The sequence below is a fragment of the Mucilaginibacter aquaedulcis genome, assembly GCF_030409325.1.
In the GTDB taxonomy this organism is placed as follows: Bacteria; Bacteroidota; Bacteroidia; order Sphingobacteriales; family Sphingobacteriaceae; genus Mucilaginibacter; species Mucilaginibacter aquaedulcis.
This window is the reverse complement of the sequence record NZ_JAUFPR010000001.1, coordinates 700,815-723,545: the sequence shown is the minus strand read 5'-3', so window position 1 is coordinate 723,545 and position 22,731 is coordinate 700,815. Positions and strand designations below refer to the sequence as shown.

General features: G+C 42.0%; 16 protein-coding genes. 9 read left to right on the top strand and 7 right to left on the bottom strand.

What is annotated here, in order from left to right:
• The first annotated feature begins 16 nt into the window (after positions 1-16).
• From QWZ01_RS02970 to QWZ01_RS02940, 7 genes are all read left to right on the top strand, one after another.
• Positions 17-835, top strand: coding sequence for an SDR family oxidoreductase (locus QWZ01_RS02970; RefSeq protein WP_290321736.1), 819 nt, complete (start codon positions 17-19; stop codon positions 833-835).
• A gap of 173 nt (positions 836-1,008) precedes the next feature.
• A complete protein-coding gene (locus tag QWZ01_RS02965) occupies positions 1,009-1,791 on the top strand; it encodes a hypothetical protein (RefSeq protein WP_290321735.1) in 783 nt (260 codons plus the stop codon).
• A 137-nt stretch (positions 1,792-1,928) separates the two neighbouring features.
• Positions 1,929-2,453: a hypothetical protein gene (locus tag QWZ01_RS02960; RefSeq protein WP_290321734.1), complete on the top strand. Its 525-nt coding sequence runs from the start codon at positions 1,929-1,931 to the stop codon at positions 2,451-2,453.
• A gap of 369 nt (positions 2,454-2,822) precedes the next feature.
• The gene (locus tag QWZ01_RS02955) at positions 2,823-3,395 is read left to right on the top strand and encodes an RNA polymerase sigma factor (protein WP_290321733.1); all 573 of its coding nucleotides are present in this window, start codon (positions 2,823-2,825) and stop codon (positions 3,393-3,395) included.
• A 110-nt stretch (positions 3,396-3,505) separates the two neighbouring features.
• Positions 3,506-4,507 (top strand): FecR family protein, encoded by a 1,002-nt coding sequence (locus QWZ01_RS02950; RefSeq protein WP_290321732.1) that lies wholly within the window; start codon positions 3,506-3,508, stop codon positions 4,505-4,507.
• Positions 4,508-4,735: 228 nt separating this feature from the next.
• Positions 4,736-8,257, top strand: a complete 3,522-nt coding sequence (locus tag QWZ01_RS02945) for a SusC/RagA family TonB-linked outer membrane protein (RefSeq protein WP_290321731.1) — start codon at positions 4,736-4,738, stop codon at positions 8,255-8,257.
• A gap of 18 nt (positions 8,258-8,275) precedes the next feature.
• Positions 8,276-10,066, top strand: a complete 1,791-nt coding sequence (locus QWZ01_RS02940) for a RagB/SusD family nutrient uptake outer membrane protein (RefSeq protein WP_290321730.1) — start codon at positions 8,276-8,278, stop codon at positions 10,064-10,066.
• Positions 10,067-10,256: 190 nt separating this feature from the next.
• Here QWZ01_RS02940 and QWZ01_RS02935 read toward each other — a convergent pair whose 3' ends face one another.
• The gene (locus QWZ01_RS02935) at positions 10,257-11,105 is read right to left on the bottom strand and encodes a phosphodiester glycosidase family protein (RefSeq protein ID WP_290321729.1); all 849 of its coding nucleotides are present in this window, start codon (positions 11,103-11,105) and stop codon (positions 10,257-10,259) included.
• Positions 11,106-11,138: 33 nt separating this feature from the next.
• A complete protein-coding gene (locus QWZ01_RS02930; RefSeq protein ID WP_290321728.1) occupies positions 11,139-12,329 on the bottom strand; it encodes an Sb-PDE family phosphodiesterase in 1,191 nt (396 codons plus the stop codon).
• A 384-nt stretch (positions 12,330-12,713) separates the two neighbouring features.
• Here QWZ01_RS02930 and QWZ01_RS02925 point away from each other — a divergent pair, with 384 nt between their 5' ends.
• Together QWZ01_RS02925 and QWZ01_RS02920 are read left to right on the top strand one after the other, a co-directional pair.
• On the top strand, positions 12,714-14,135 hold the full coding sequence (locus QWZ01_RS02925; protein ID WP_290321726.1) for an inorganic phosphate transporter: 1,422 nt from the start codon (positions 12,714-12,716) through the stop codon (positions 14,133-14,135).
• 17 nt (positions 14,136-14,152) lie between these two features.
• Positions 14,153-14,974 carry a universal stress protein gene (locus tag QWZ01_RS02920; protein ID WP_290321725.1) on the top strand — a complete coding sequence of 274 codons (822 nt, stop codon included), beginning with the start codon at positions 14,153-14,155 and terminating at the stop codon, positions 14,972-14,974.
• 73 nt (positions 14,975-15,047) lie between these two features.
• Here the strand turns inward: QWZ01_RS02920 and QWZ01_RS02915 are convergent, their stop codons facing one another.
• From QWZ01_RS02915 to QWZ01_RS02895, 5 genes are all read right to left on the bottom strand, one after another.
• Complete coding sequence (locus QWZ01_RS02915; RefSeq protein ID WP_290321724.1) at positions 15,048-16,562, bottom strand: RagB/SusD family nutrient uptake outer membrane protein; 1,515 nt, start codon at positions 16,560-16,562, stop codon at positions 15,048-15,050.
• Between the two features lie 11 nt (positions 16,563-16,573).
• Positions 16,574-19,978 carry a SusC/RagA family TonB-linked outer membrane protein gene (locus QWZ01_RS02910; RefSeq protein ID WP_290321723.1) on the bottom strand — a complete coding sequence of 1,135 codons (3,405 nt, stop codon included), beginning with the start codon at positions 19,976-19,978 and terminating at the stop codon, positions 16,574-16,576.
• 128 nt (positions 19,979-20,106) lie between these two features.
• A complete protein-coding gene (locus QWZ01_RS02905) occupies positions 20,107-21,087 on the bottom strand; it encodes a FecR family protein (protein WP_290321722.1) in 981 nt (326 codons plus the stop codon).
• A gap of 99 nt (positions 21,088-21,186) precedes the next feature.
• A complete protein-coding gene (locus QWZ01_RS02900) occupies positions 21,187-21,792 on the bottom strand; it encodes an RNA polymerase sigma factor (RefSeq protein ID WP_290321721.1) in 606 nt (201 codons plus the stop codon).
• Positions 21,793-21,960: 168 nt separating this feature from the next.
• Positions 21,961-22,692, bottom strand: a complete 732-nt coding sequence (locus QWZ01_RS02895; RefSeq protein ID WP_290321720.1) for an SDR family oxidoreductase — start codon at positions 22,690-22,692, stop codon at positions 21,961-21,963.
• Between the last annotated feature and the right edge of the window lie 39 nt (positions 22,693-22,731).

Here is a 22,731-nt window from a genome sequence, read left to right as displayed (position 1 = left end):
TAAAAATATTAAAACATTGGAAAATTCATTTTCATTAGCCGGTAAGGTAATTGTAGTTACCGGTGGTACAGGCATTCTGGGCGATGCCTTTGTAAACGCTATTGTTGAAGCCGGTGGCGCGGTAGGTATACTGGGCCGTAAAAAAGAGGTTGCGGAAGAGCGTGCCGATGCCATCAACAAAAATGGCGGCAAGGCTATTGCTTTAGTTGCCGATGTATTGGACGAAGACGAGCTGATAGCCGCCAAAAATAAAATTGTAGATGCCTTTGGCCGTGTGGATGGCCTGGTGAATGGTGCGGGAGGCAACATGCCCGAAGGTGTACTTGCTCCCGAAGATGATATTTTTAAAATGAACATTGCCGGTATGAAAAAGGTGATGGATCTCAACACCTGGGGAACCATTATCCCTACCCAGATATTTGGCGAGGCTATTGCCGCTACAGCAGGAGCAGGGAGTATTGTAAATATATCATCGATGAACTCCAAACGGGCCATTACTAAAGTATTGGGTTATAACATGGGTAAAGCCGCGGTTGATTGCTACAATCAGTGGTTTGCGGTTGAACTGGCTAACCGCTATGGCGATAAGATCAGGATGAATGCCCTGGCGCCCGGATTTTTCCTGACCGAACAAAACCGTAGTTTATTAACTAAGCCAGAAGGCGGCTATACCCAGCGCGGTGAACTGGTTATTAAACAAACCCCATTTAAACGCTTCGGCCATGCCGAGGAATTAAAGGGCGCACTTACCTGGCTGCTCAGCGATGCATCGGCCTTTGTAACCGGATCAATGATCTGTGTTGATGGTGGCTTCTCGATATTTGGAGGTGTATAATCAGTTAATGTTTAAGAATGTCATTTCGACGAGGAACGAGGAGAAATCTTGTACACCATACCTGCGAATTTGCAGGGCGTATAAGATTTCTGGCTATCGCTCGAAATGACATTCAATTGCGCTCGTAATAAAATCATACCGCATGCAAATTGTACACCAAATAAAGTATCAAGATGAAGCTGAAGTTAGCTATTACCTCCCTGTTCCTGTTCGCCGGTTTAACCGCGGGTGCGCAAACCGTAATACTTGATTATTACTTTAACCACGAAGTACATCAAGACGCTGCAGGTAAACAAGTAAGGTTTCATTATTTATGGAACGAAAAAGGCAATACAGGTTTTTCCATATTAGGAGCATCATTTACAATAGCAGGCGCCAAGCTCGATTCGCTTGATCAGGCGCCTACTGCCAATAATCTGAAAAATGCGGCTATCTATATCATTGTTGATCCGGATAGCAAAAAAGAGAGCCCATCGCCAAATTATATACAGCCCAAAGATGCTGACGAAATTGCCAAATGGGTAAAAAAAGGTGGCGTATTACTCATGATGGCAAACGATAGCGCCAATGTAGAATTGCCGCATTTTAACCTTTTGGCTGCCAAATTCGGAATGCATTTTAACAATGATCTGCAAAACCACGTAATTGATGATGCTCATTTTGAAGATGGTGCAATAAAAACTACGGGCAACCCGGTGTTTAAAACGGCTAATAAAATATTCATGAAGGACGTATGCTCAATTGGCCTGAGCGGCGGGGCAACTTCGGTATTAAACAATAGCGCCGGTGCATGTATCGTTGCCAGTGCTAAATATGGCAAAGGAACCGTAGTAGCTGTAGGCGATCCGTGGTTATATAATGAATATACCAATGGCAGGCTTCCGGCTGGTTTTGAGAATGATAAAGCAGCAAATGATATGGTGCAATGGCTTTTGCAACTGGCTGCAAGTAAATAACATAGGGGTAAAATAACTGGGCAACGTTTTGTAAAAATTTAATTTATAAAACCTACGGTTAGATTGAATTTAGTTTCGGCTTTTTGATGCGCAGAAACTAAATTTGATTAACCTTATTAACCAATTATAAGCCTGTTATGCCAAATCCTGAACCTAATACCTTTGCGGCAATGTATGCCAGCAGAAAACTGCCCAAATGCTCGAGTTGCCATATTGAATATGATATGCAGCTGCACCGGGGCCCCATTATAACTAACTATTTTTTTTGGCTGCCAATAAATAAGTTCGCATGCAACAGGTGTATGGTTTGCAGGTATTCGCTTGATTTTTCAAAAGTAATGCTGAAGCTCAGGATGATCGGCATGCTGTCGTGGCTGTTTAAGTTTTCAGATTATGTGAACAATTCCTCACGCTTATTAATGCGGCGGCTATTCAGGTCGGTCAAAAAATCGGTGAGGTTTGTTTTTCGTTCATTTAAACGGGGCGTTTCCATACTTTCCGAAGTTTTTTCGCTTTCATTTTTTACAAAGGGCAGGCATCGTAACAGCACGCTCAAAAGGCGGGGTTATCCGCCGGTAACTTTCTTTGGCAGAGTGTTTAAGCGGTTTGGTTATTTTAACCGTGTATTTGCCGTAATCACTGTTTTTTCGCCTTTTTGGTAGGCAGAGATAAATGAATATAACCAATTTCTGACATGCTTAGTCTTGCGTAATACCACTACAGGTAGTATATTTGCTTATATTTTCCTGTGGTGTAATGGTAGCACTTCTGATTCTGGTTCAGACGATCGTGGTTCGAGCCCATGCGGGAAAACAAAAGGCCTTAGCATTTATGCTAAGGCCTTTTTAAGTTTTAGCCCAATTGGAAGATGCTTTCAGGTGGCATAAATGAATATTTTGGAGCAATCCAAACATCACCGGGACGCGTTTAGACGTGTTGTCCAAATATCATTCCTGATTACCAAAGCCTGTTTTTAATCCTAAAAACTATTTAACATACGATTTACATACCTTGTTTACTTTTGTTCCGCTATGTGGAAAAGTTTGCAAGATGATGAATTACTCAAAAGGATTCAAAAAGATGACCAGCAAGCTTTTTCGGCAATCGTTTTTCGATACAATGTAAGGCTTTACAGAATTGTTTACAATCGTGTGCGGAGCGAAGATGATGCGAAGGATATTATTCAGGAAATATTTATTTCATTTTGGAAAAACCGGCATCAGATCAGGTCGGTCGATTTATTCCCTTATTTATCAAAGGCTGCATTTTACGCGGTTATTGATTGGCAAGTACTTAACAAAAAACAACTTTCCAGGTATCATTTGCTGCTCGAAAAAGATGAACCATCTATCGCTCCGGTAGAAGACCAGATCATCGCAAACGATTTACGACGAGAGTTAATGGATGAAGTTGAAAAGATGCCTGAAACAACGGGGCTTGTTTTCCGGATGAGCCGAATTGAGCATAAATCGGTAAAAGAAATAGCCGCTACCACAAACCTATCCGAACAAACTGTAAAAAATAACATCTCCATAGCGTTAAAGCATCTTCGTACGCGGGTGTTGAGTAGTAAACTTACGTCGTTACTTTTTTTAATATTCTGACCCGGAACCACTTTGCCGAAATTCTCAAACCGGCACTTAATAAATGCTTAACATAAGCATATCATTCTTTTAACGGTACCACCCCCTTGTTTTAAGGACTATACTCATGAATGGACAGCTCATCAGAAAAGGAGAAAGCACTGGCGCTTCTTCAAAAATACAGGGCGGGGCAATGTACTCCGGAAGAAACAGCACGTATAAAACAATGGTTTGATTCGTTTGACGATTTATCTGACAAACTGAGTGCCGAAGAAGCACAAAATGCAGCAGATGAAGCTGCTGATCAAGCCATTATTAAGCTATTTGGTCAGGATGGAGCGCGGCAACGCGATAATCGGACATTCGGTATGTTTAATACTGTATGGCGCATTGCCGCCTGTTTATTGATTGGCTGCGGTATTTATTTTGCCGTAAGTTATTTGAACAAGGCGGCAAATAAATTAAATACTTATACCAACTATAATACGCAAAAAGGCGAGCGGAAAACAATCATACTCCCAGACAGCTCGGTAGTTAACCTTAACGCGGCTTCAAGCATCCAGATCGCTTCAGATTTTGGTGCCAAAGACAGGAGAGTAGTTTTGTTGGGGGAGGCATTTTTTCAGGTAAGCAAGGATAAAACGCGGCCGTTTATCATCAGGACCGGTAAAATACAAACCCGCGTTGTTGGAACCTCTTTCAATATTAATGCTTATCCCGATGAAAATTTAATAAGCGTGGCTGTAAATACCGGAAAAGTTCAGGTTGAAAAAGAAGAACGCAATATAAATACACTTCTGGAGAAGGACCTTACCCACAATCATCTTCTGGTTTATAATTCAAAAACAAACGCTTATCGCCACACATTAACAGATGTCAGTTTATTAAGCGCATGGAGAGTAAATAAACTAATATTTAATAAGGCCCCGATAACACAAATAGCTCACATTCTTGAACGGACCTATAATATTTCTATACAGATTACAGGTAAACCTCAAAAAACAGGTTTGTATACGGTAACATTTAACAATTATTCATTGGATAAAATACTGCCCCTACTCACTGATTTAACGGGGGCTACTTATCAGTTCAAAGACAAACAACTTATTCTTAATATTCAAAACAGCAAATAAGCCCTGATTAATCAAAATTGAAACCCCTACAAACACTATAAAGTATGTAAAACCAACTATCATAAAAAAGTACAGGGAATGCGTCAACATTCCCTGTACAATAAACTGCGGCTGAAGCAGCTGCAGTAATTCAACAATTGCCTTAATCATTAAATATTAACAAAAATGCGAATAAATATTTGTAAAAATATACCCATACCCCATACCATTAATTTCCTTTTTAAATTTATGCGTATTCAAATTGCCCTTATCTTGTTATTGCCAACCATGTGTATGGCCACCACCATGAAGGGCCAAACCATGAACGATACCAGAATAAGCCTAAGCGTTCAGCATACTTCTTTGGAAGCTGCTTTGAAGCTCATAGAGCAAAAGACAGATTTTAACCTGGGCTACAACTCAAAGGATATCAACCTGAACCAAAAGGTTAACATTACTGTAAGCAATCAATCTGTTATTAATATCCTTAAAGAGCTTCTTAAGGGATATAAAGGAGAGATTGTACAGGTAAATGCCACAAATATTTTTTTGAAAGTTAAACAGGAGGCGCCCGGCAAAGACGTAATTGTACAAGCTGTAGCACCAATAGTAAGCGTAACCGGCCGGATAATTGACGACACGGGACAACCTTTGCCGGGTGTTACTATCAGTGAAAAAGGGGGTAAAAACTCAGCGGTAACTGATAATAGTGGAAAATATTTGATCAATGTGCCCGATAAGTCAACCCTGAGTTTCCATTTTATTGGCTACGATACACAGGAGCAAACTGTTCAGGCAAATGGCCAAAAGGAAATAACCATGAACATGAGCATGAAGGCCTCTAACAAGGGGCTTAATGAGGTAGTGGTAGTAGGTTACGGAACCCAAAAGAAAATTGATTTAACCGGTGCAATAACCCAAATAGGCGGCGATGTGCTTGAAGACAGACCTCAGCCTAACATAGCAAGGGGCTTACAAGGCGAAATCCCAAACTTAAATATCAATTTCACAGATGGTAAGCCCATCAGAGCGCCGTCATTTAATGTCAGGGGAAACACATCTATAGGTAGTGCCACAGCTACACCTGCATCGGCATTGGTGTTAATTGACGGCGTGTCTGGCGATCCAAGCCTTGTAAACCCTAATGATATTGCAAGTATTACAGTGTTAAAAGATGCTGCTTCAAGTGCCATTTATGGTGCAAGGGGTGCCTATGGCGTAGTGCTGATCACTACAAAAAGTGCAAAAGCAGGGAAAACCCAGGTCAACTTTAGTGCAAATTATACGGTTAATCAAAAAACGATAAATCCCTCTGTTGTAAGTAATGCCTATGACTGGACACAGGCCTACGTAAACTCTTACGAGGGCTGGTATGATTACCGCTCTTATCCTACATCTATCATTGCCGGTGTGCCACTAAGCCCGGCCTATCTGGATTCTTTAAAGGCCAGAAATACAAATCCCTCACTTCCCAAAATAACTGTTGACCCTGCTACAGGAAAGTATAATTATTATGGTAGTGTTGATTGGTATAAAGAATTATACAAATCCTCTATGCCTGCTTCAGAGTATGCTTTGAATGTTTCTGGAGGTGGCGAAAAGGCCGACTACTATATATCAGGTCGTTATTATAATCAGGGTGGGATATACAACTATAATCCTGATAATTTTAACAGGTATAACCTGCGTACAAAGGGAGATGTACACATCAAACCCTGGTTAACGCTAACAGATAATGTGGATTTTAATATTTACAACTATTCCTATCCGCTTACTAACGGGGCTTCGCCGGTTACCAGGTATCTTGACGTTTCCGCGCCGCCAATTGGTTCAATATACAATCCGGATGGGTCATTTACCCCATCTTCTTACCTCGGAGTTGGCGATTTAGCAAGCGGGAACAATCATTCGTATACATCACAACTGTATTTTAGAAATACCGTTTCGCTGAATGCCGATCTGATTAAAAACTACTTAAACCTGAAGGCTGATTTTACATACGCGTACACCAATTACAATGTATTGTCGCAATTTTACCCAGTAGCTTATAGCGCAGGCCAGGGTCAAACCGGGCAGAGTACCAATAACTATTTGAAGAATGCCACCACACTAACCAAGTATTGGACTACCAATGTTTACGCAGAAGGTAAACAAAACTATGGAAAACATTCATTCAGGCTGCTTGCAGGTACAAACATCGAAGACAATTTAATAAACACCAACAGTTTTCAGAGAGATGGTCTGATTGACCCTACTTTGGCCGATTTTAATTTGCTGAACGGCACTAATTACGTCACCACCGGGGGCGGTAACGAGTGGAGCATTGCAGGTTTTTTTGGCAGGTTGAACTATAATTACGATGAGAAGTATCTTTTAGAAGTAAACGGGCGGTATGATGGCTCTTCCAAATTTCCGTCGTATTCGCAGTTTGGTTTCTTTCCATCTGTTTCAGCAGGTTGGGTGGTATCCAAAGAAAATTTCATGCAGTTTGCATCAAACTGGCTGGATGAATTTAAGTTAAGAGGTTCTTACGGCAGCCTGGGAAATGGTAATATCAACCCTTACCAATTTATTCCGCAAATGACTGTAAAACAAGCAACAGGTGTTGCCATTAACGGTGCTTATCCAACTTATACCCAAAATCCTAATGTTTTGCCAACAAACTTAACCTGGGAAACATCTACTACCATTGATGGAGGATTGGATATTGCTATGTTCAAAAACAGGCTTACTGCTTCGTTTGATTATTATTCGCGGGCCACTACCGGAATGTTTACCCCGAGCCAACCGCTGCCTGCAACTTTCGGCGCGGCAGTACCTAACGGCAATTTTTCAAACCTGCGAACTAATGGCTGGGAACTTTCTTTAAACTGGCGCGATCGTATTTCAAATTCAGTAAGCTATTCTATCGGCATTTCCTTGTCAGATTACGTTGCAAGCATCACCAAATACAACAATCCCAATGGTATTTTACCTTACAACGGGGTAAGCACCTATTACAAAGGTGAAAGACTTGGAGAAATGTGGGGCTTTGTTACAGATGGTTTATACACCGCGGCCGATCTGGCCGGGCCTCATCCTAACCAGATAAATTATATCAGCGTATCTAACTCCAATATCCCGATGCCGGGCGATATTAAGTTCAAAGATTTAAATGGCGATGGTTTTATTAACATAGGCAAGGGTACGCTGGCAGACCATGGTGATTTAAAGGTGATCGGAAATTCGCAACCGAGATACATGTACGGTGTAAACCTGGGTTTAAACGTTAAAAATTTCTCATTCAGTGCCTTTATTCAGGGTATAGGTCATCAGGACTGGTGGCCCGGAACGGAGTCTGGCTTATTCTGGGGCCAATATAACCGTCCTTACGGCTCCATACCATCAAACCAGTTGGCCAACACATGGTCAGAAACTAACACTAATGCCTACTGGCCAAGATACAGAGGATATGTTGCTTTAAGCGGCACAAGAGAACTGGCTGTGGTACAAACCAGGTATTTACAAAACGCAGCCTATATGCGTTTAAAAAATGTAAACATTACTTATAACCTGCCGAAGCAATGGGTATCAAAAATGGGATTTAGTAATGCCAGAGTTTTTGTTACCGGCCAAAATCTTTTAACCATAACGCCACTAAGCAAATGGGCGCAGAACTTTGACCCTGAACTCATTAATGGTTCCGATCCTGAGGTTAATCCAAATTCAGGTAACGGGTACTTGTACCCTATGTTGAAGTCTTATTCGTTTGGAATCAATTTAACCCTTTAGGCCATTTTAAAAAGAAATATGAAAAAGCTTATTTTATTTTTTACCCTTATTTGTGCACTCGGGATAACCGGTTGCAGAAAGTTTTTGGATAAGGAACCCTTTTCCAATCTTACGCCTGCTAAAGTATTTGCAAGCGCTAACGACCTTGCCATATACGTCAACTCTTTTTATGTTGACCAAACTCCCAGTGCAGCATATCTTGCCACTTCAGACAATACCTCTGATTATATTACCGGTAATACCATTCCGCCAATTATGTCGGCATCTACAAACGCCAACAACGCCATTGCAGACCAGGCGCTTAACAGTGCCAACTCCGGTGGATGGAAAGCATCATGGCCAATTTTAAGAAATATCAATTATTTTCTGGATAATAACACCAACAGCACAATACCTTTAGTTACCAGGAACAATTATAACGGCCTGGCAAGGTATTTCAGAGCCTATTTTTATTACCGCATGCTGAAGCAATATGGCGATGTACCCTGGTATAGCCATGCGCTGGCGCCTAATGACAATGAGTTATATAAGCCGCAGGACCCAAGAACATTGGTTGCCGACTCTATTGTTGCAGATCTTAATTTTGCCATTGCCAATTTAACCGCAACAAAAGATCCCGGCAGCAGCACTGTTACTAAATGGGTTGCTTTGGCGCTCAAATCAAGGTTTTGCCTGTTTGAGGGTACTTATCGCAAGTATCATACAGAGTTGAATTTAACAGGAACAGCATCTGCTTTTTTAAATGCTTCGTTAGATGCTTCTTCACAGATCATTAGTTCTGGCAATTACAAACTGCATAATACAGGCAGTCCCACTTCAGATTACCGGGCGCTGTTTACCACAGAAACACCCTGGAGCGATGAAGTTTTGCTTGCCTCTGTTTACAGCAGCTCTTTAAAGCTTTATAGTTCGTTGAACCAGCTTTTCATCAGCCCTACGCTGGGTTTCAGAACCAGCCCGATAAAGCAATTCATCAATTGCTATTTAAATGCTGACGGCAGCAGGTTTACCGATAAAAGCGGATATGATACACTTTCCTTTGTGAGCGAAGTTAAAAACCGGGATCTGAGGCTGCAGCAAACTATTCGTTGCAATGGCTACAAAAGAGCCAACGGTACATCGGCTCCTCCTGATTTTGGGTATACGTATACAGGGTACGATATCTTAAAATACAGCCTTGATGATACCAAATCAGATCTGAGCGGGCTAAACACCAACTCTGTACCTGTTTTCCGTTATGCAGAAATTCTTTTAAACGCGGCAGAAGCAAAAGCAGAGCTTGGCCAGTTTACCGCAGCAGACTGGGCCAGTACGATAGCACAGATCAGACTCCGGGCTGGCATTACCAATGCGCTTTATCCAACAAAGGCAGATCCTTATTTAACGTCAACTTATTTTCCTAACATATCCGATCCGGCTTTACTGGAGATCAGGAGAGAGCGTGGTGTAGAGCTGTTTTCTGAGGGACTTAGGTTTGACGATATTAAACGATGGAAAGCCGGACAATTAATGACCATGCCTTACTACGGTATTTACGTACCGGCAATGAACACCTATTACGCTACCAATGGCGATGGTGTGTTAAATGTTGATTTTGTTACCACAGTGCCTGCCACAACCGTAAAAGGCGTGGTTTACTACCTGGTTCCAATTACCTCGGTAAACCTTACAAAAGGTACATCGGGTAACATTCATTGGTTGGTAAATTATGATGCTTTAAGGGTATGGGACGACAAATTTTATTACTACCCGATACCACAATCAGAATTGGTGTTAAACCCAAAACTGAAACAAAATCAGGGTTGGTAATACCACTTTAATGATAACCCTGCAAATAATAATGCCGCGCACATGTTAATGTGCGCCGCATTATTATTTTATAAACTATTAAACTTGGGTATAAAAGGTAATTTACTTTTTCAAATGGAGGATGTAACAGAGGAATAAGCCTTGATAATATTAATAGCCTTAAAGCAAACGCTTTAAGGCTGTTTTATTGTTAATCTCTTTTAACCAGTACAGCGTTAGCAACTTTACGCTGCCCGTTATGAGTCCACTGCCTGCTGTCAGAAGGGTAGTTTACCACACCAGGGCCTTTCACCCATAAAGTTGTTGAGCCTCCACCGTCCAGGTTTGCACCTTCCTTACAGCCCAGCCAGCGTAGGATAGTGCGGAGCTCGAATATGGTAACTCCGGCTGAATTTGCGTCACGGCCATCCACAGTGATCATCAATACTTGATTATGACGGGTTACCGCGATAGCCGACCGTGGATTGCGGGTTTTATTAAAACTGTTTGAATCAAGTTTAGCCAGCTTGTCATCCTGCAATAACAATGGGCCCGTTAACATAATATCCTGGCCATCAAGCTTGTGTTCCCAATCGGCGCTGCCATCCCATCCGGCTATATGTAATAAGCCATCTTTTATCACTAATGCGGCTTGTTCGCGCTGTTCACGGATATTGTTTTTTCCTAAACGGTTTTCGTTAATTATCTGGCCGTTAGCCTTTATGAAATCAACAGATCCGCCATTTTTCACATCGAAGAAAGTACCGTTAAGGGCAGCAAGAGCTTGGCTCTCACTTCCAAAATCGCTGGTTTTTCTTTTAAGCTTAGTTTCATAAGCAATACTGATCTTATTTTTACCATGTTGATTAATTTGCAGAACAGATATCAGCTGATTTGATTTAAACAATGATTTGTTTCTGAACCATGCTTGTTTTAAACGGACTCCGGGAGCTATACGCTTTGTTTCCCATTCAACCCGTTTAAAGTTTATTGAATCTGTTTGTGCGAATAAAGTTCCCGCGTTTAGCAGGAATGCTGTAACTATTATAAAAAAGCGCATATGATGATGTTAGAGTTTAAAAAGTTTCGGAAATTATCGCGTCTTACCGTCGTCGGTCAACAATTGGAAGCCGGTACTTAAATCTTCGTCCGGCGAAACCAATATATTGGTCACGTGCATTTTGAGTGTTGTTTCTTTTGGATACTTCCAGACTGCTTTCAAGATCACGGTAGTTGTATCGTGAGCTGTTAGGGAGATTTGCCCCAATGGATATTTCTCAATATTATAATCGCTGGTAGCCTTTATATTAAAAGGGATATCACTATTATTATATAAGTGTACCAGTAGTATGGGTTCTCCGTTTCTCGTCTTCCTCTCAGTTGTAGCCTGCACGGCGGCTTTAAAAAACGCCTCTGCTTCCGAGGCTCTGGCAACAATATAGTTATCAAAGTAAAGTGCGGTTCTGCGTGCTATTAAGGCCTCTTTAATCGCGGCCACACTTTTATCCCTGGCAAAAACAAGTGTCATCGGGCGATGCGTTTTGGCATACCGTGGATACATGTCATAATGTTCATCTGTATTGCACAGCATGGTGAGGTTATACTTCATGGCCAGACGATGTGCTATAATATTATAAACTCCCGAGTTGGCTACTTCAATACCAGAAAGAATCTTTCTTTCCAGCAATTCTTTATGAAAGGAGGTAAATATGGCGGTGTCTTTTTTATCCCACCAGCTATACCCGGGATGGTTATAAGAAACAAATGAACCCTGTTTTTGCGCTTCAAGAAAAGGAGCCAGCAACTCCTCATGGGTCATATGATCTTTCATTACAAACTGTTTTTTACCGCTCTTCATGTAATCAATCGGTAAAACATTGTCATCAGTTAAAAACAGGGCATTATTGTGATAAGGTGGTACCCGCGGCGAAATTTCTACCCCTTTGATAACGAGCAGATCTTTATTTTTGGCGGCCTCTGCAGCTATTTCGTATGATTTATTGTAGTCCCGCTTTATTTCATCCGGAAAGCCTTCAAAATCAATATGCTCAGTGATGGAAATGGCATCAAGCCCGTCCCGCAATGCCTCATTAACACGGAAGGATGGCCATACATGTCCGTCAGAAAAAACGGTATGCATATGAAAATCACATTTGAGTGTTTTGTAACCCGGTATATCCGGAAGAGAGGGGTGCTTTTGGATATCTTCCTTTTCCTGGATCTGCGCATAAGTAACTTGCGTAAGCGCAGATAGCATCAGGCAGCACATTAAGATTTTTTTCATTTGTTATAATTGTTTTATTAATTGAGGTTTTTGATAATCCCCTGATTAGTTGTTTAATAGTATAGTCTGAAAAGCATGGGTATTGTACTGTTAATAAATCAATATGATATTGTTAGGGTGGTATTAACAGAGTCTTGTTATGAAAAGAAAAATTTGTTTTTTGTGGCTCCCGGCAACGGCTGATATCTTGGTCTGTTAAGGGTATAGATCATATCTAAACTATAACTATGAATAAGATAGTCTGAAAATGCATAGGTAAATAACTGTTTAATTCATAAGGTAATAATATATTAACCTGAATTTTGCTTTAAAGAAACCTGGAAATCAGTTATTTGAAACACGAGCAACAGGTTATAAAGACCTGCCGTCGTCAACCCCTGTTTTATGCATCATTCATTTATCGCTGCAATTTTTCCTTTTCTTGGCCATGTTGATTTAAGCGGATATATTTTAATTGTTTTTATTCTGTGTGTTCTGGCAGTAATAGGTTTTGAATTTGTAAATGGATTTCACGACACAGCCAATGCTGTTGCCACAGTTATATATACCAAAGCGTTAAAACCAGTTTATGCCATACCCTGGTCGGGGGCATGGAACTTTCTCGGCGTTTTCCTCGGAGGGGTAACCGTAGCCATGGGAATTTTAAAACTGGTGCCATTGGATAAACTAATGACCCTGCCGGTTAGTGTGGGTGCGTGTTTAGTGTTGTCGGTTTTATGGGCATCCATCATCTGGAATTTGTGGACCTGGTATTTGGGCATTCCCTGTTCCAGCTCACATACCATGATCGGAGCAATGATAGGAGCAGGTTTGGCATTTACCTGGTATTATAATGGCCCCGGTGTAAACTGGGAAAAAGCGGAAGAGATTGGTTCGTCACTGATATTATCACCTATAATTGGTTTTGGTGCAGCTGCTTTATTGATGTTGTTCCTGAAACATGTAACCAAATCACATGCGCTGTTTCATATCCCTTCCGGCGAAAATGACCGGCCACCTATACATATCCGATTGTTATTGATCACTACCTGTACATTGGTCAGTTTTTTTCATGGCAGCAACGATGGACAAAAAGGGGTAGGGTTATTTATGCTTATCCTGATCGCATTTATGCCTGCACGATTTGCAGTTAACCATGCCATCCCCAATGATAAAGTGACCGCGGCATTAAATCAGACAGAACAGGTGATTAGCAAATACCTCAACAATAATGCAAAAGAACCGGTATTAGCAGCACTTGGCGCGGCAGTAAATCAAACCAAAACCTCTTTGGCCGAAAAGAATGAAAAAGAAGTGGCTAAAACTTACCGTTACCGCAAACAGGTAGAAGGAGTGATTAAGGATATCAGAGGATTGCTTAAAGATAACCGGGTTGTGCTGACAGGAAAGGAAAAAGATACCCTTGAACATGCGGCAAATGAGCTGGAGCATGTAACCGATTTTGCACCGGTATGGGTAATAGCAACCATATCTCTATCACTCGGATTGGGCACAATGATTGGATGGAAGCGAATTGTAGTTACTATTGGTGAAAAGATAGGAAACGAACACCTGAACTATGCCCAGGGAGCCACATCTGAGATTGTAGCCGCCTCAACTATCGGCCTTAGTACCGCATTCGGTTTACCGGTGAGTACAACGCACGTATTATCAAGCGGTATTGCAGGTGCCATGGTGGCATCCGGAGGTAAAGGTAATCTCAATAACAAAACCCTGAAAAATATAGCACTGGCATGGGTATTAACCCTGCCGGTTTCCATTATTTTAGCTTTGTTACTGTTTATGTTATTTCATTTATTTGTATAAAACCTAATCCATCAACAATGAAACAGATCCTGGTTGCTACTGATTTTTCACCGAGCGCTGCCAATGCGATGGAGTACGCCATGTCGCTTGCTGTATTGCTGAAACTGGAGGTGTGCGCCATCCATGCCATCCACCCAACGGAAGGCATCAATAACAGCACATATAACGCGATATTTATTGAAGATTATTACCGCAATAAACGGGAGGCCTTAAAAGATTGGGCTTCGGTTTATACAGCAAAGGAGGAATTTAAGCATGTAAAGGTTAACACACTTTGCGATGTTGGCTTTTTAAAAAATGTAATCACCAAATATATTGATAACAACCCGGTAGAATTGCTGGCAATGGGAATTACCGGTGCTACGGGCCTTGCCGGTATCGTGGGCAGTAATGCAAGTATGATGGTCACCAAAGTGAAGTTTCCGACATTGATCATTCCGCTGGAAAGCCGTTTCCCTGATATCCCGGCCATAACGCTGGCAACAGATTACGAAACCAAATTGTCATCAAGCGATGTTATGGCGCTAAACGAAATGGTAAAAGCTTTCCATTCCAAAAAATTGCAGGTATTGTATGTAGAGGAGAATGCGGATGCTAAACATATTCAAAGAGGAGAGGATCATCTAAAAGAACTTCTTCCGCATACTGAACTTCAGTTTAATAATTTGAAGGATAGCAGCCCTTTCAATGGTATAATGGAGTTTATAGAAAAGAACGAAACGGACATTCTTTGCCTTGTTAAACATCACCATAATGTTATTTACAGACTGTTTAACCGTAGTACCGTTAACCAGGTCATGAACCACTCGGTTAAGGCTATCCTGGTTTTACATGAGTGATAAAACCAATACAAATTATAAACATAAAAACGGCCACAAGATTAATCCTGTGGCCGTTTTTTTGTTTAGCTGATTACCAGCCTGCATTCTGTTTGATAATACCGTTACTGCGGTCAATTTCTTTTTGAGGCACAGCCCAAACACCGTGTACTGCCGGATTAAAAGTTCTGGCAGGCCATATCACTTTGCCGCCAAATCCGTGTAGTGGCTGGGCATAAACAGTTGCAGCAGCACCCCAGCGTACCAGGTCGCGGTGACGGTCGGCCCATTCACCGGCAAGCTCGCAGCGTCTTTGATTTTTAAGTTCATCCATGGTTGCATTCTGGATGGTTTTTAATCCTGCCCGCTGACGGATCATGTTGATCTCCACATCTGCATTTTTACCCTGCATCAGTTCAGCCTCAGCTTTGATCAGGATTACCTCGGCATAACGCATCAACGGAACGTTCAGGTTGGTAGTTGGATGATCGCCGTTAGGGCTGATGGATGAACCAACAGGATTAGCATAAGAGAAAGGCTCCATGTATTTATTAAACTGGTAACCCGAAAGGCTGTTATCTGATGCATATGTTCTTTGTGTGCCAAAAAACATAAAAGTATCACCAGGTTTCAGGATGGTTGCTTCCCGGCGTTTATCGCCTGCTTCAAAAGCATCATATAGTTCTTTGGTTGGCTGATAATAACCCCAGCCGTTGTAAAATCCCCAGCCTTTGTTCTCCAGCATTACACCCGGCAGAATACTGCCCCAGCCACCTGCGCCTTTTGATGTACTTACTGCCGACCAGATATATTCTGAACTGAAATTGTTGGCTGCTTTAAAAACATCACCAAAGTTAGGTAACAGCGCGCGCTTACCCTGGTTAATTACCGAATCAGCATATTTTTCAGCATTGGCATAATCCTTTTTGTACAGGTACATTTTTGAAAGATAAGCCCAGGCTGCCACCTTGTGCGGCCGGCCCTGATCGGCCGGGCTTAGCTGATCGAAATATGGAAGCAGGTTAGCTGCTTTTTTAAGTTCTCCTTCAATGTAAGTGTAATTTTCATTCACGTTTGCCGCTCTGGGTGTAGGTTTCGGGTCGTTATTATTGGAGCGGGTTATAATAGGCAAGCCTGCACGTTCGTCGCCATAGTTGTAGGCCATCTGGAAATACATCAATCCGCTTAAAAAATAGGCCTCGCCCATGTAACGGTTTTTCAGTGAATTATCCATGCTGATGGCAGGCACCTTGTTGATCACGTCATTGGCACGCCTGATCACCGAATAACGCATGTCCCATTGGTCAACTGTGTAGCCACCCGAATAATAAGTGCTGCTGAAGTTCTTAATGGCATCCGCATTGGTATTGATACGGCCGGTCACCATATCGTCACTGGCATTAATGAACCACATATAGCCACGGCCATAAAACTCTTCGCCATCAAAAGGCTCATACATGGCGTTCACACCCAACTGGGCATCATCCTGGGTTTGCCAGAAATTGTTTTCGGATACGGCTCCCTGTGGCTTTATATCCAGATTTTTAGAGCAGGCACCTAAAAGTACGCTTGCCGAAAGTGTTAATATAATATTGCTGATCTTTTTCATGATTGCTTTACTTACAGATTTAAATTGATACCGAAAATAAATGAGCGCGATTGCGGGTATCTGCCCACATCAATCCCGTAGTTGTCAAAACCAACTTCCGGATCAAAACCTTTGTATTTGGTGATAGTGAAAAGGTTGTTTGATGTAGCATATATACGGAGGCTGCTAATACCGGCACGGGTTAACAACGTTGGCGAAAAGGTATAACCCAGAGTTACATTCTTGAAACGCAGGTACGAGCCGTTCTCGATATAAAAATCAGAGTTGGTGCCAAAGTTGCCATTGTTGTCGCTGGCTGTTACGCGCGGAATGGTGGTGTTGGTATGCTGTGGTGTCCAGGCATTTAATACATCTTTCAGCAAGTTATAGTTTTGGCCCAAACCACCCGCGTTTAAGCTGGTATATTTTAAGGCATTATATAACTTATTGCCCTGTACGCCTTGCAGGAAAATATTAAGATCAAAACCTTTATAGCTGGCATTCAAGCTTAGGCCGTATGTGAATTTAGGATAAGCACTGCCCAGGAACTGACGGTCGTTATCATCAATTTTACCATCACCGTTGGCATCTACGAAACGAATATCACCAGGTTTTGCATTTGGCTGGATAAGTGTGCCATTCGGGCCCTTATACGAGTCTACCTCGGCCTGGCTTTGGAACAAACCATTGGTTTTAATGGAGTAGTATGAGTAAAGCGGCTGACCTACCTGTACCCAGGCAGGTGCCAGTAAGCCACGTACGCTTGGGCTTACACCGGGGATGGTAGTATTGCCATTGGGTAATGAAAGTAATTTATTGGTTAGTGTGCTTACGTTAGCATTTATCCCATAATGGAATGCCTTTTTAGGGTCGCTGTTATAACCCAGACTAAATTCAATACCATTATCCCGAGCCTCGCCACCATTTACCCACACATTACCTAATCCTATACCTGCCGGGATATTCATCAGCATATTCTCGGTTTTTTTTATAAAATAATCGGCGGTTAAAGTGATACGTTCATTCAGAAAGCCCAGATCCAAACCAATGTCGGTTTGTTTTGAACGGGCCCAGGTAAGGTCAGGGTTGGCCCTGTCATAACTGTAATAACCGTTTAACTGGGCAGGGTCAGAGCCCAGGTAGATATTACCCACACTAAGGTTAGGGCTTACCGCGGTTGTGCTAACTGATGATAAGTTACCCAGTACACCATAACTGCCCCTGATTTTTAAGTTGCTTAACCAGGTAACTTGCTGCATAAAGTTTTCGCGGCTTACCACCCAGCCGCCAGATACTGAACCAAAGTTCTGGAACCTGTTTTTGGGAGCTACCAATGATGTACCATCGCGGCGGCCTGTAAATGATAACAGGTATTTGCCATCATAATCATAGTTAACACGGGCAAGGTAGGAGATCAGGGCTTCATCAGATTTGTAGTCGCCGGGTTTAGGAACAGGTGTTCCGGTGCCGTTGATAAAGTAGCGAAACAAAGGGTCTTCGTTGCTGAAACCTGAAAGGGAGGCCGATAAACCCATGCTGCTATTTTTTTGATAAGTGTAACCGGCTACTACATCAAGGTTGTTTTTACCCAATGATTTTTTGTAGTTTAAGGTTTGCTCGGTCAGGAAACGGGTATCCTGCGATGACGACTCACTCAAAGTATTGGTTAAGCTTGGTTTGCCAACTTCGGGCACTATGGGCGAAAAGCCTTTGAAATAATAAAAGTTCTTGGTGATTGAATAGTTCGATCTGAATTTAAGTCCTTTGATAATGTCGGCTTCAAAATAAGGGTTTGCAATAATAGTGTTTACCGGGTTACTGGTATCAATACGCTCCAGATTAGCAACCGGGTTAACCACATCACCATATGAACCTGCATAAGTTATAGGCAGGCCGGAATAAATACCTGATGGTGTACGCGGCGTAATACTTGGCGGATAAAATATAGCTGCCTGAATAGCACCAGTGTAACCACTGAATGTATTGGTACCACGTCCGTTTGAATAAGTATAAGATAAGTTTTCGCCCACCTTTAACCAGTTATTTACCTGGTGCGTAGAATTGATGCGATAAGCATAACGCTCTGAATAGGTATTAAGCAATATGCCTGTCCCTTTGCGGTAGTTAAAACTCATGAAATAATCAGATTTATCATTACCGCCATTCAGGCTCACGTTATAATCCTGGGTGTGGCCTGTTCTGAATATCTCATCAACCCAATTGGTACGGGTTATCTGCCCATCGGGATATTTTGTGGCGTCAAAGGCCGGAAGACGGGGCTTGCCTGCATTATCAGCAGCGGTATTATAAACATCGGCATATTCTTTTGCGTTCAGCGCTTCCAGTTTTTTCCAGGCGTCTGCAAAGCCTTGTTTGGCATCAAATGAAATATTCATTTTGCCCTTGGTTCCCTTCTTGGTGGTGATGAGGATAACACCGCCAGATGCACGGGCGCCGTAAATAGCTGCCGAAGCATCTTTCAATACCGAAATAGATTCAACATCGCTCGGGTTAATCACAGGTGTACCCGGATAAAAAACCGAACCATCAATAACATACAAAGGTTGCTCACCATTGATACCACCCAGCCCGCGGATGTTTACCTGTGGCGCATTGGTCGGGTCGCCGCCATTATTATTGACAACCACACCGGCGGCCTTGCCCTGCAAAGCTTCCTGCAGGTTATTGAACGAGCGCGATGTTAACTTATCCAAGCCAACAGTTGATACCGCGCCTGATAGGGTTGAGCGGCTTTGCGTGCCGTAACCTATAACAACCACTTCTTTTAATGACTGGCTATTGGCCTTCAGCACCACATCAATATTTTGCTGTGCTTTTACGGGTATCTCCTGGCTATCGTAGCCAATGTATTTAAAAACCAGTATGGAGTTTTCATCGGTGCTCAGGGAATACTTGCCTTCGGTGTTGGTCATGGTACCGTTGCTTGTTCCTTTTTCGGCAACACTTACCCCAATTAGGGCTTCGCCGCTTTCGTCGGTCACTTTACCGGTAACAGTGATATTGGCTCTTACCACCAGCTCTTTTTCTTTAGTCTTTACAACAGGTTGTTGCTTTTCTATTTGCAATAATATATGCTCATCATCAACCTGCCTTATGTTTCCCTGATAGCCTTTTATTAAATTTTTTAATACATCAATCACCAATTCATTATTCGCAGTTATTGTTACTGTTCTGTCTGCATCAAAGCTGGTTGAATTATATCCTATTCTGAATGATGTTTTTTGCTCAATTATCCGGAATACACTTTTTATACTCTGATTTTTAGCCGCGAAGCTCACGCGAACGGTATTCATGGTTTGTGCCGATGCTGAAAACGATGGCGTATTACAAAGCGCTATTACCAGAACCGTAATGCAGTAGGATGCAAGCCATTTTATATGTTTTTTTAAAGAAAATATATGATATAGATTTCCCATTTTTATATTGTTATTTTACTGTGATCAAAAGAATCGTTGAAATGACATGGCCTGCTGCTACAGCAGCCAGTGAGCAGGATGGTGTTAGCGCACCAGCCTGTTTTTTGTTTAAGGGGTAATTACATAGGTTAGCGACAGTTTTTTGAATTAATAATGACTTGACTTGTAGTTAATTGATAGGTAATGCCGGTAAGTTCACCAAGCACACGCAGTACTTTTTCAATGGGTTGTTTGTTAAACCCTATGGTATACTTATAATTATGGGCGGGCTTGTCTGTAAGTTGTACATCAACGTTGTATGTTCTGGAAAGGGTTTGTGCAATTTCGGATATGGAAGCCTCTTCAAAGTAAAGTTCGCCGTGTTGCCAGGCACTGAGTTTATCTGCATTTACAGTTGTGATCACGTGCTTGTGCGTTGTTAGGCTGTAGGTTAGCATCAGGTTGCGGGTTAAAACTTTCCCTAAAGCAATAATATGTTGAGGAGAACTACTTTCGCTTACTCGTACCCGCCCACCAACAACTGCAATTTTATAGTCATCATCATTGGTATAAGCGTGTATATTGAATTGAGTACCCAGCACCCGGGTTTGCAACTTACCTGTAGTTACTATAAAAGGTTTTGAGGTATCGTGCTTAACGTGAAAATAGCCTTCGCCGGTCAACGAAACGGCGCGTGTTGTTTTGCCAAACTCATTGCTGATGGTTAACACAGATGATGAGTTAAGCACCACTGTAGTACTGTCAGGCAGCATGAGCGTTTTCCGTTCGCCCCGGGCTGTGGTATATTGCTGTGATAACGGTTGGTTTGGCTTGCTATATATTGAATAAAGCAGGATTGCAGCAGGGATCAATAATAAAGAGGCCGCTATTTTAATATATTGATACAAGCCCAACCGTCGTGGTTTGGTTACCGGCCTGGTATTACTCGAAACCTGTTTTCTGATCCTTAGTAAAGCGCGTTGTTCCGAAATGTCGGTTATGTTTGTTTGGTCTTGGTTGCCGAGTTGTTGCAACCAGGCTTCAATTTGCGCCTCTTCTTCAGCACTGCATTGGCCGGCCTTATATTTTTCTAATAATAATTTGATTGTTGCAGATCTGTTCGTGTTCATCTGCACCTATAATCGGCGATTATTGAAATGAGTACCGTTAAATAATTATCAATTGTTTATTAAGATAAAGTTTACCCTATTGCTGGTGGGGTACGGGAGTTATTTCAACCGAAGGCAGATCTTTAAGATCATCAGCAGTAAACTAATGCTTTCCATCCGTTGAAGGCGGGCATGCAGGCGCTTGAGCGCTATAGTGAGATTATTTTTAACAGTTTGTTCAGAAAGAGATAATTTATCGGCAATTTCTTTTACCGGCAGGTGCTCTATACGGCTTAAGCGAAACACATTGCGGATATTAACGGGCATTTTATTTATTTCGCCCGATAGCCAGTCATTCAGCTCAGAATCAATGATCTCACTTTCTGCAGAAGGTACCGTGAGGTGGTTATATTCAGGCAGCAGAACATCCTGATGAGTGATATTTTTGCTGTTAGCAATATAAAAATCAACAACCTTATGCTTTGCCGATTTGAATAAATATGGAGAGAGGCTATCGTGGATCACTATTGTATGGCGGTTATTCCATAGTGAAATAAAAATATCCTGCACCGCTTCCTCGGCACTTTCAAGAGAATTTGTTTTTGAGCGGATGTATCGAAAAAGGCTGCGGTCATATTTCTGCATCAGCATCAGTAAAGCCTGTTCTTCATCTGATTGAATTTGGCTTAACAAATCAACATCGGAAATAAACCTGCCGTTTATCATGAAGCAAACTTAAGCCTACATCTTTAACTCAATGTTAGGTCAGGATAAACTATGGCATGGATTGTTGACCAGAGTATAATTGTATTGAGGTGGCCGGTATAACTACTGGCTGTAAATAAAAAAGCCTCCGGATGATGTATACCCGGAAGCTTTTTGCACTTAATGGCTTTATCTTGTTTGCCCAAGCGGTCTTAAAACAAGTTCATTAATAACAGTGTTACCGGCTTGGCTTATGGCGTAGATCACGGCATCAGCAATTGCGGTATCATCCATTTTGGGCATTCCCTGCAGGTTGCCGTAAAGGGCTTTAATCTTAGGGCTGGTAATGTCATGACCGAGTTCGGTTTGGGTTGCGCCAGGGTAAACGGTGGTAACTTTGATGAATTGCGCTACCTCCTCGCGTAGGGTTTCCATAATGGCACGTACCGCGAATTTTGTTCCTGAGTAAACGCCTATACCCGGTGAGGTTTTTAAGCCACCCACAGATGATGTGGAAAGGATATGACCCTGTTTCCTTTCCAGCATATGGGGTAATATGGCATTAATTCCGTACAAAACACCCTTAATATTTATATCGATCATCTTTTCCCATTCTGCTACCAGGCCTTCTTCAAAAAAAGACAGCGGCATCACTCCGGCATTATTCCAGAAAACATCAACATGCCCGAATTTATTAATTGCAGTTTGAACCAGGTGGTCAAGGTCGGCTTTTTTGCTAACATCAGTAACCACATAAATTGCGTTTTCTCCTAATTCTGTTACCAATGCCTTCAATTGTTCTTCGCGGCGTGCAGCCAAAACTACCTTGGCCCCAAGAGCAGCCAGCTTTTTTGCTGTTGCGGCGCCCATACCGCTGCTGGCACCCGTTATTACGATCACTTTATCTTTGATATTATCCATGATTTAATTTTTAATACAAAATTAAATAGCCGGGCATTA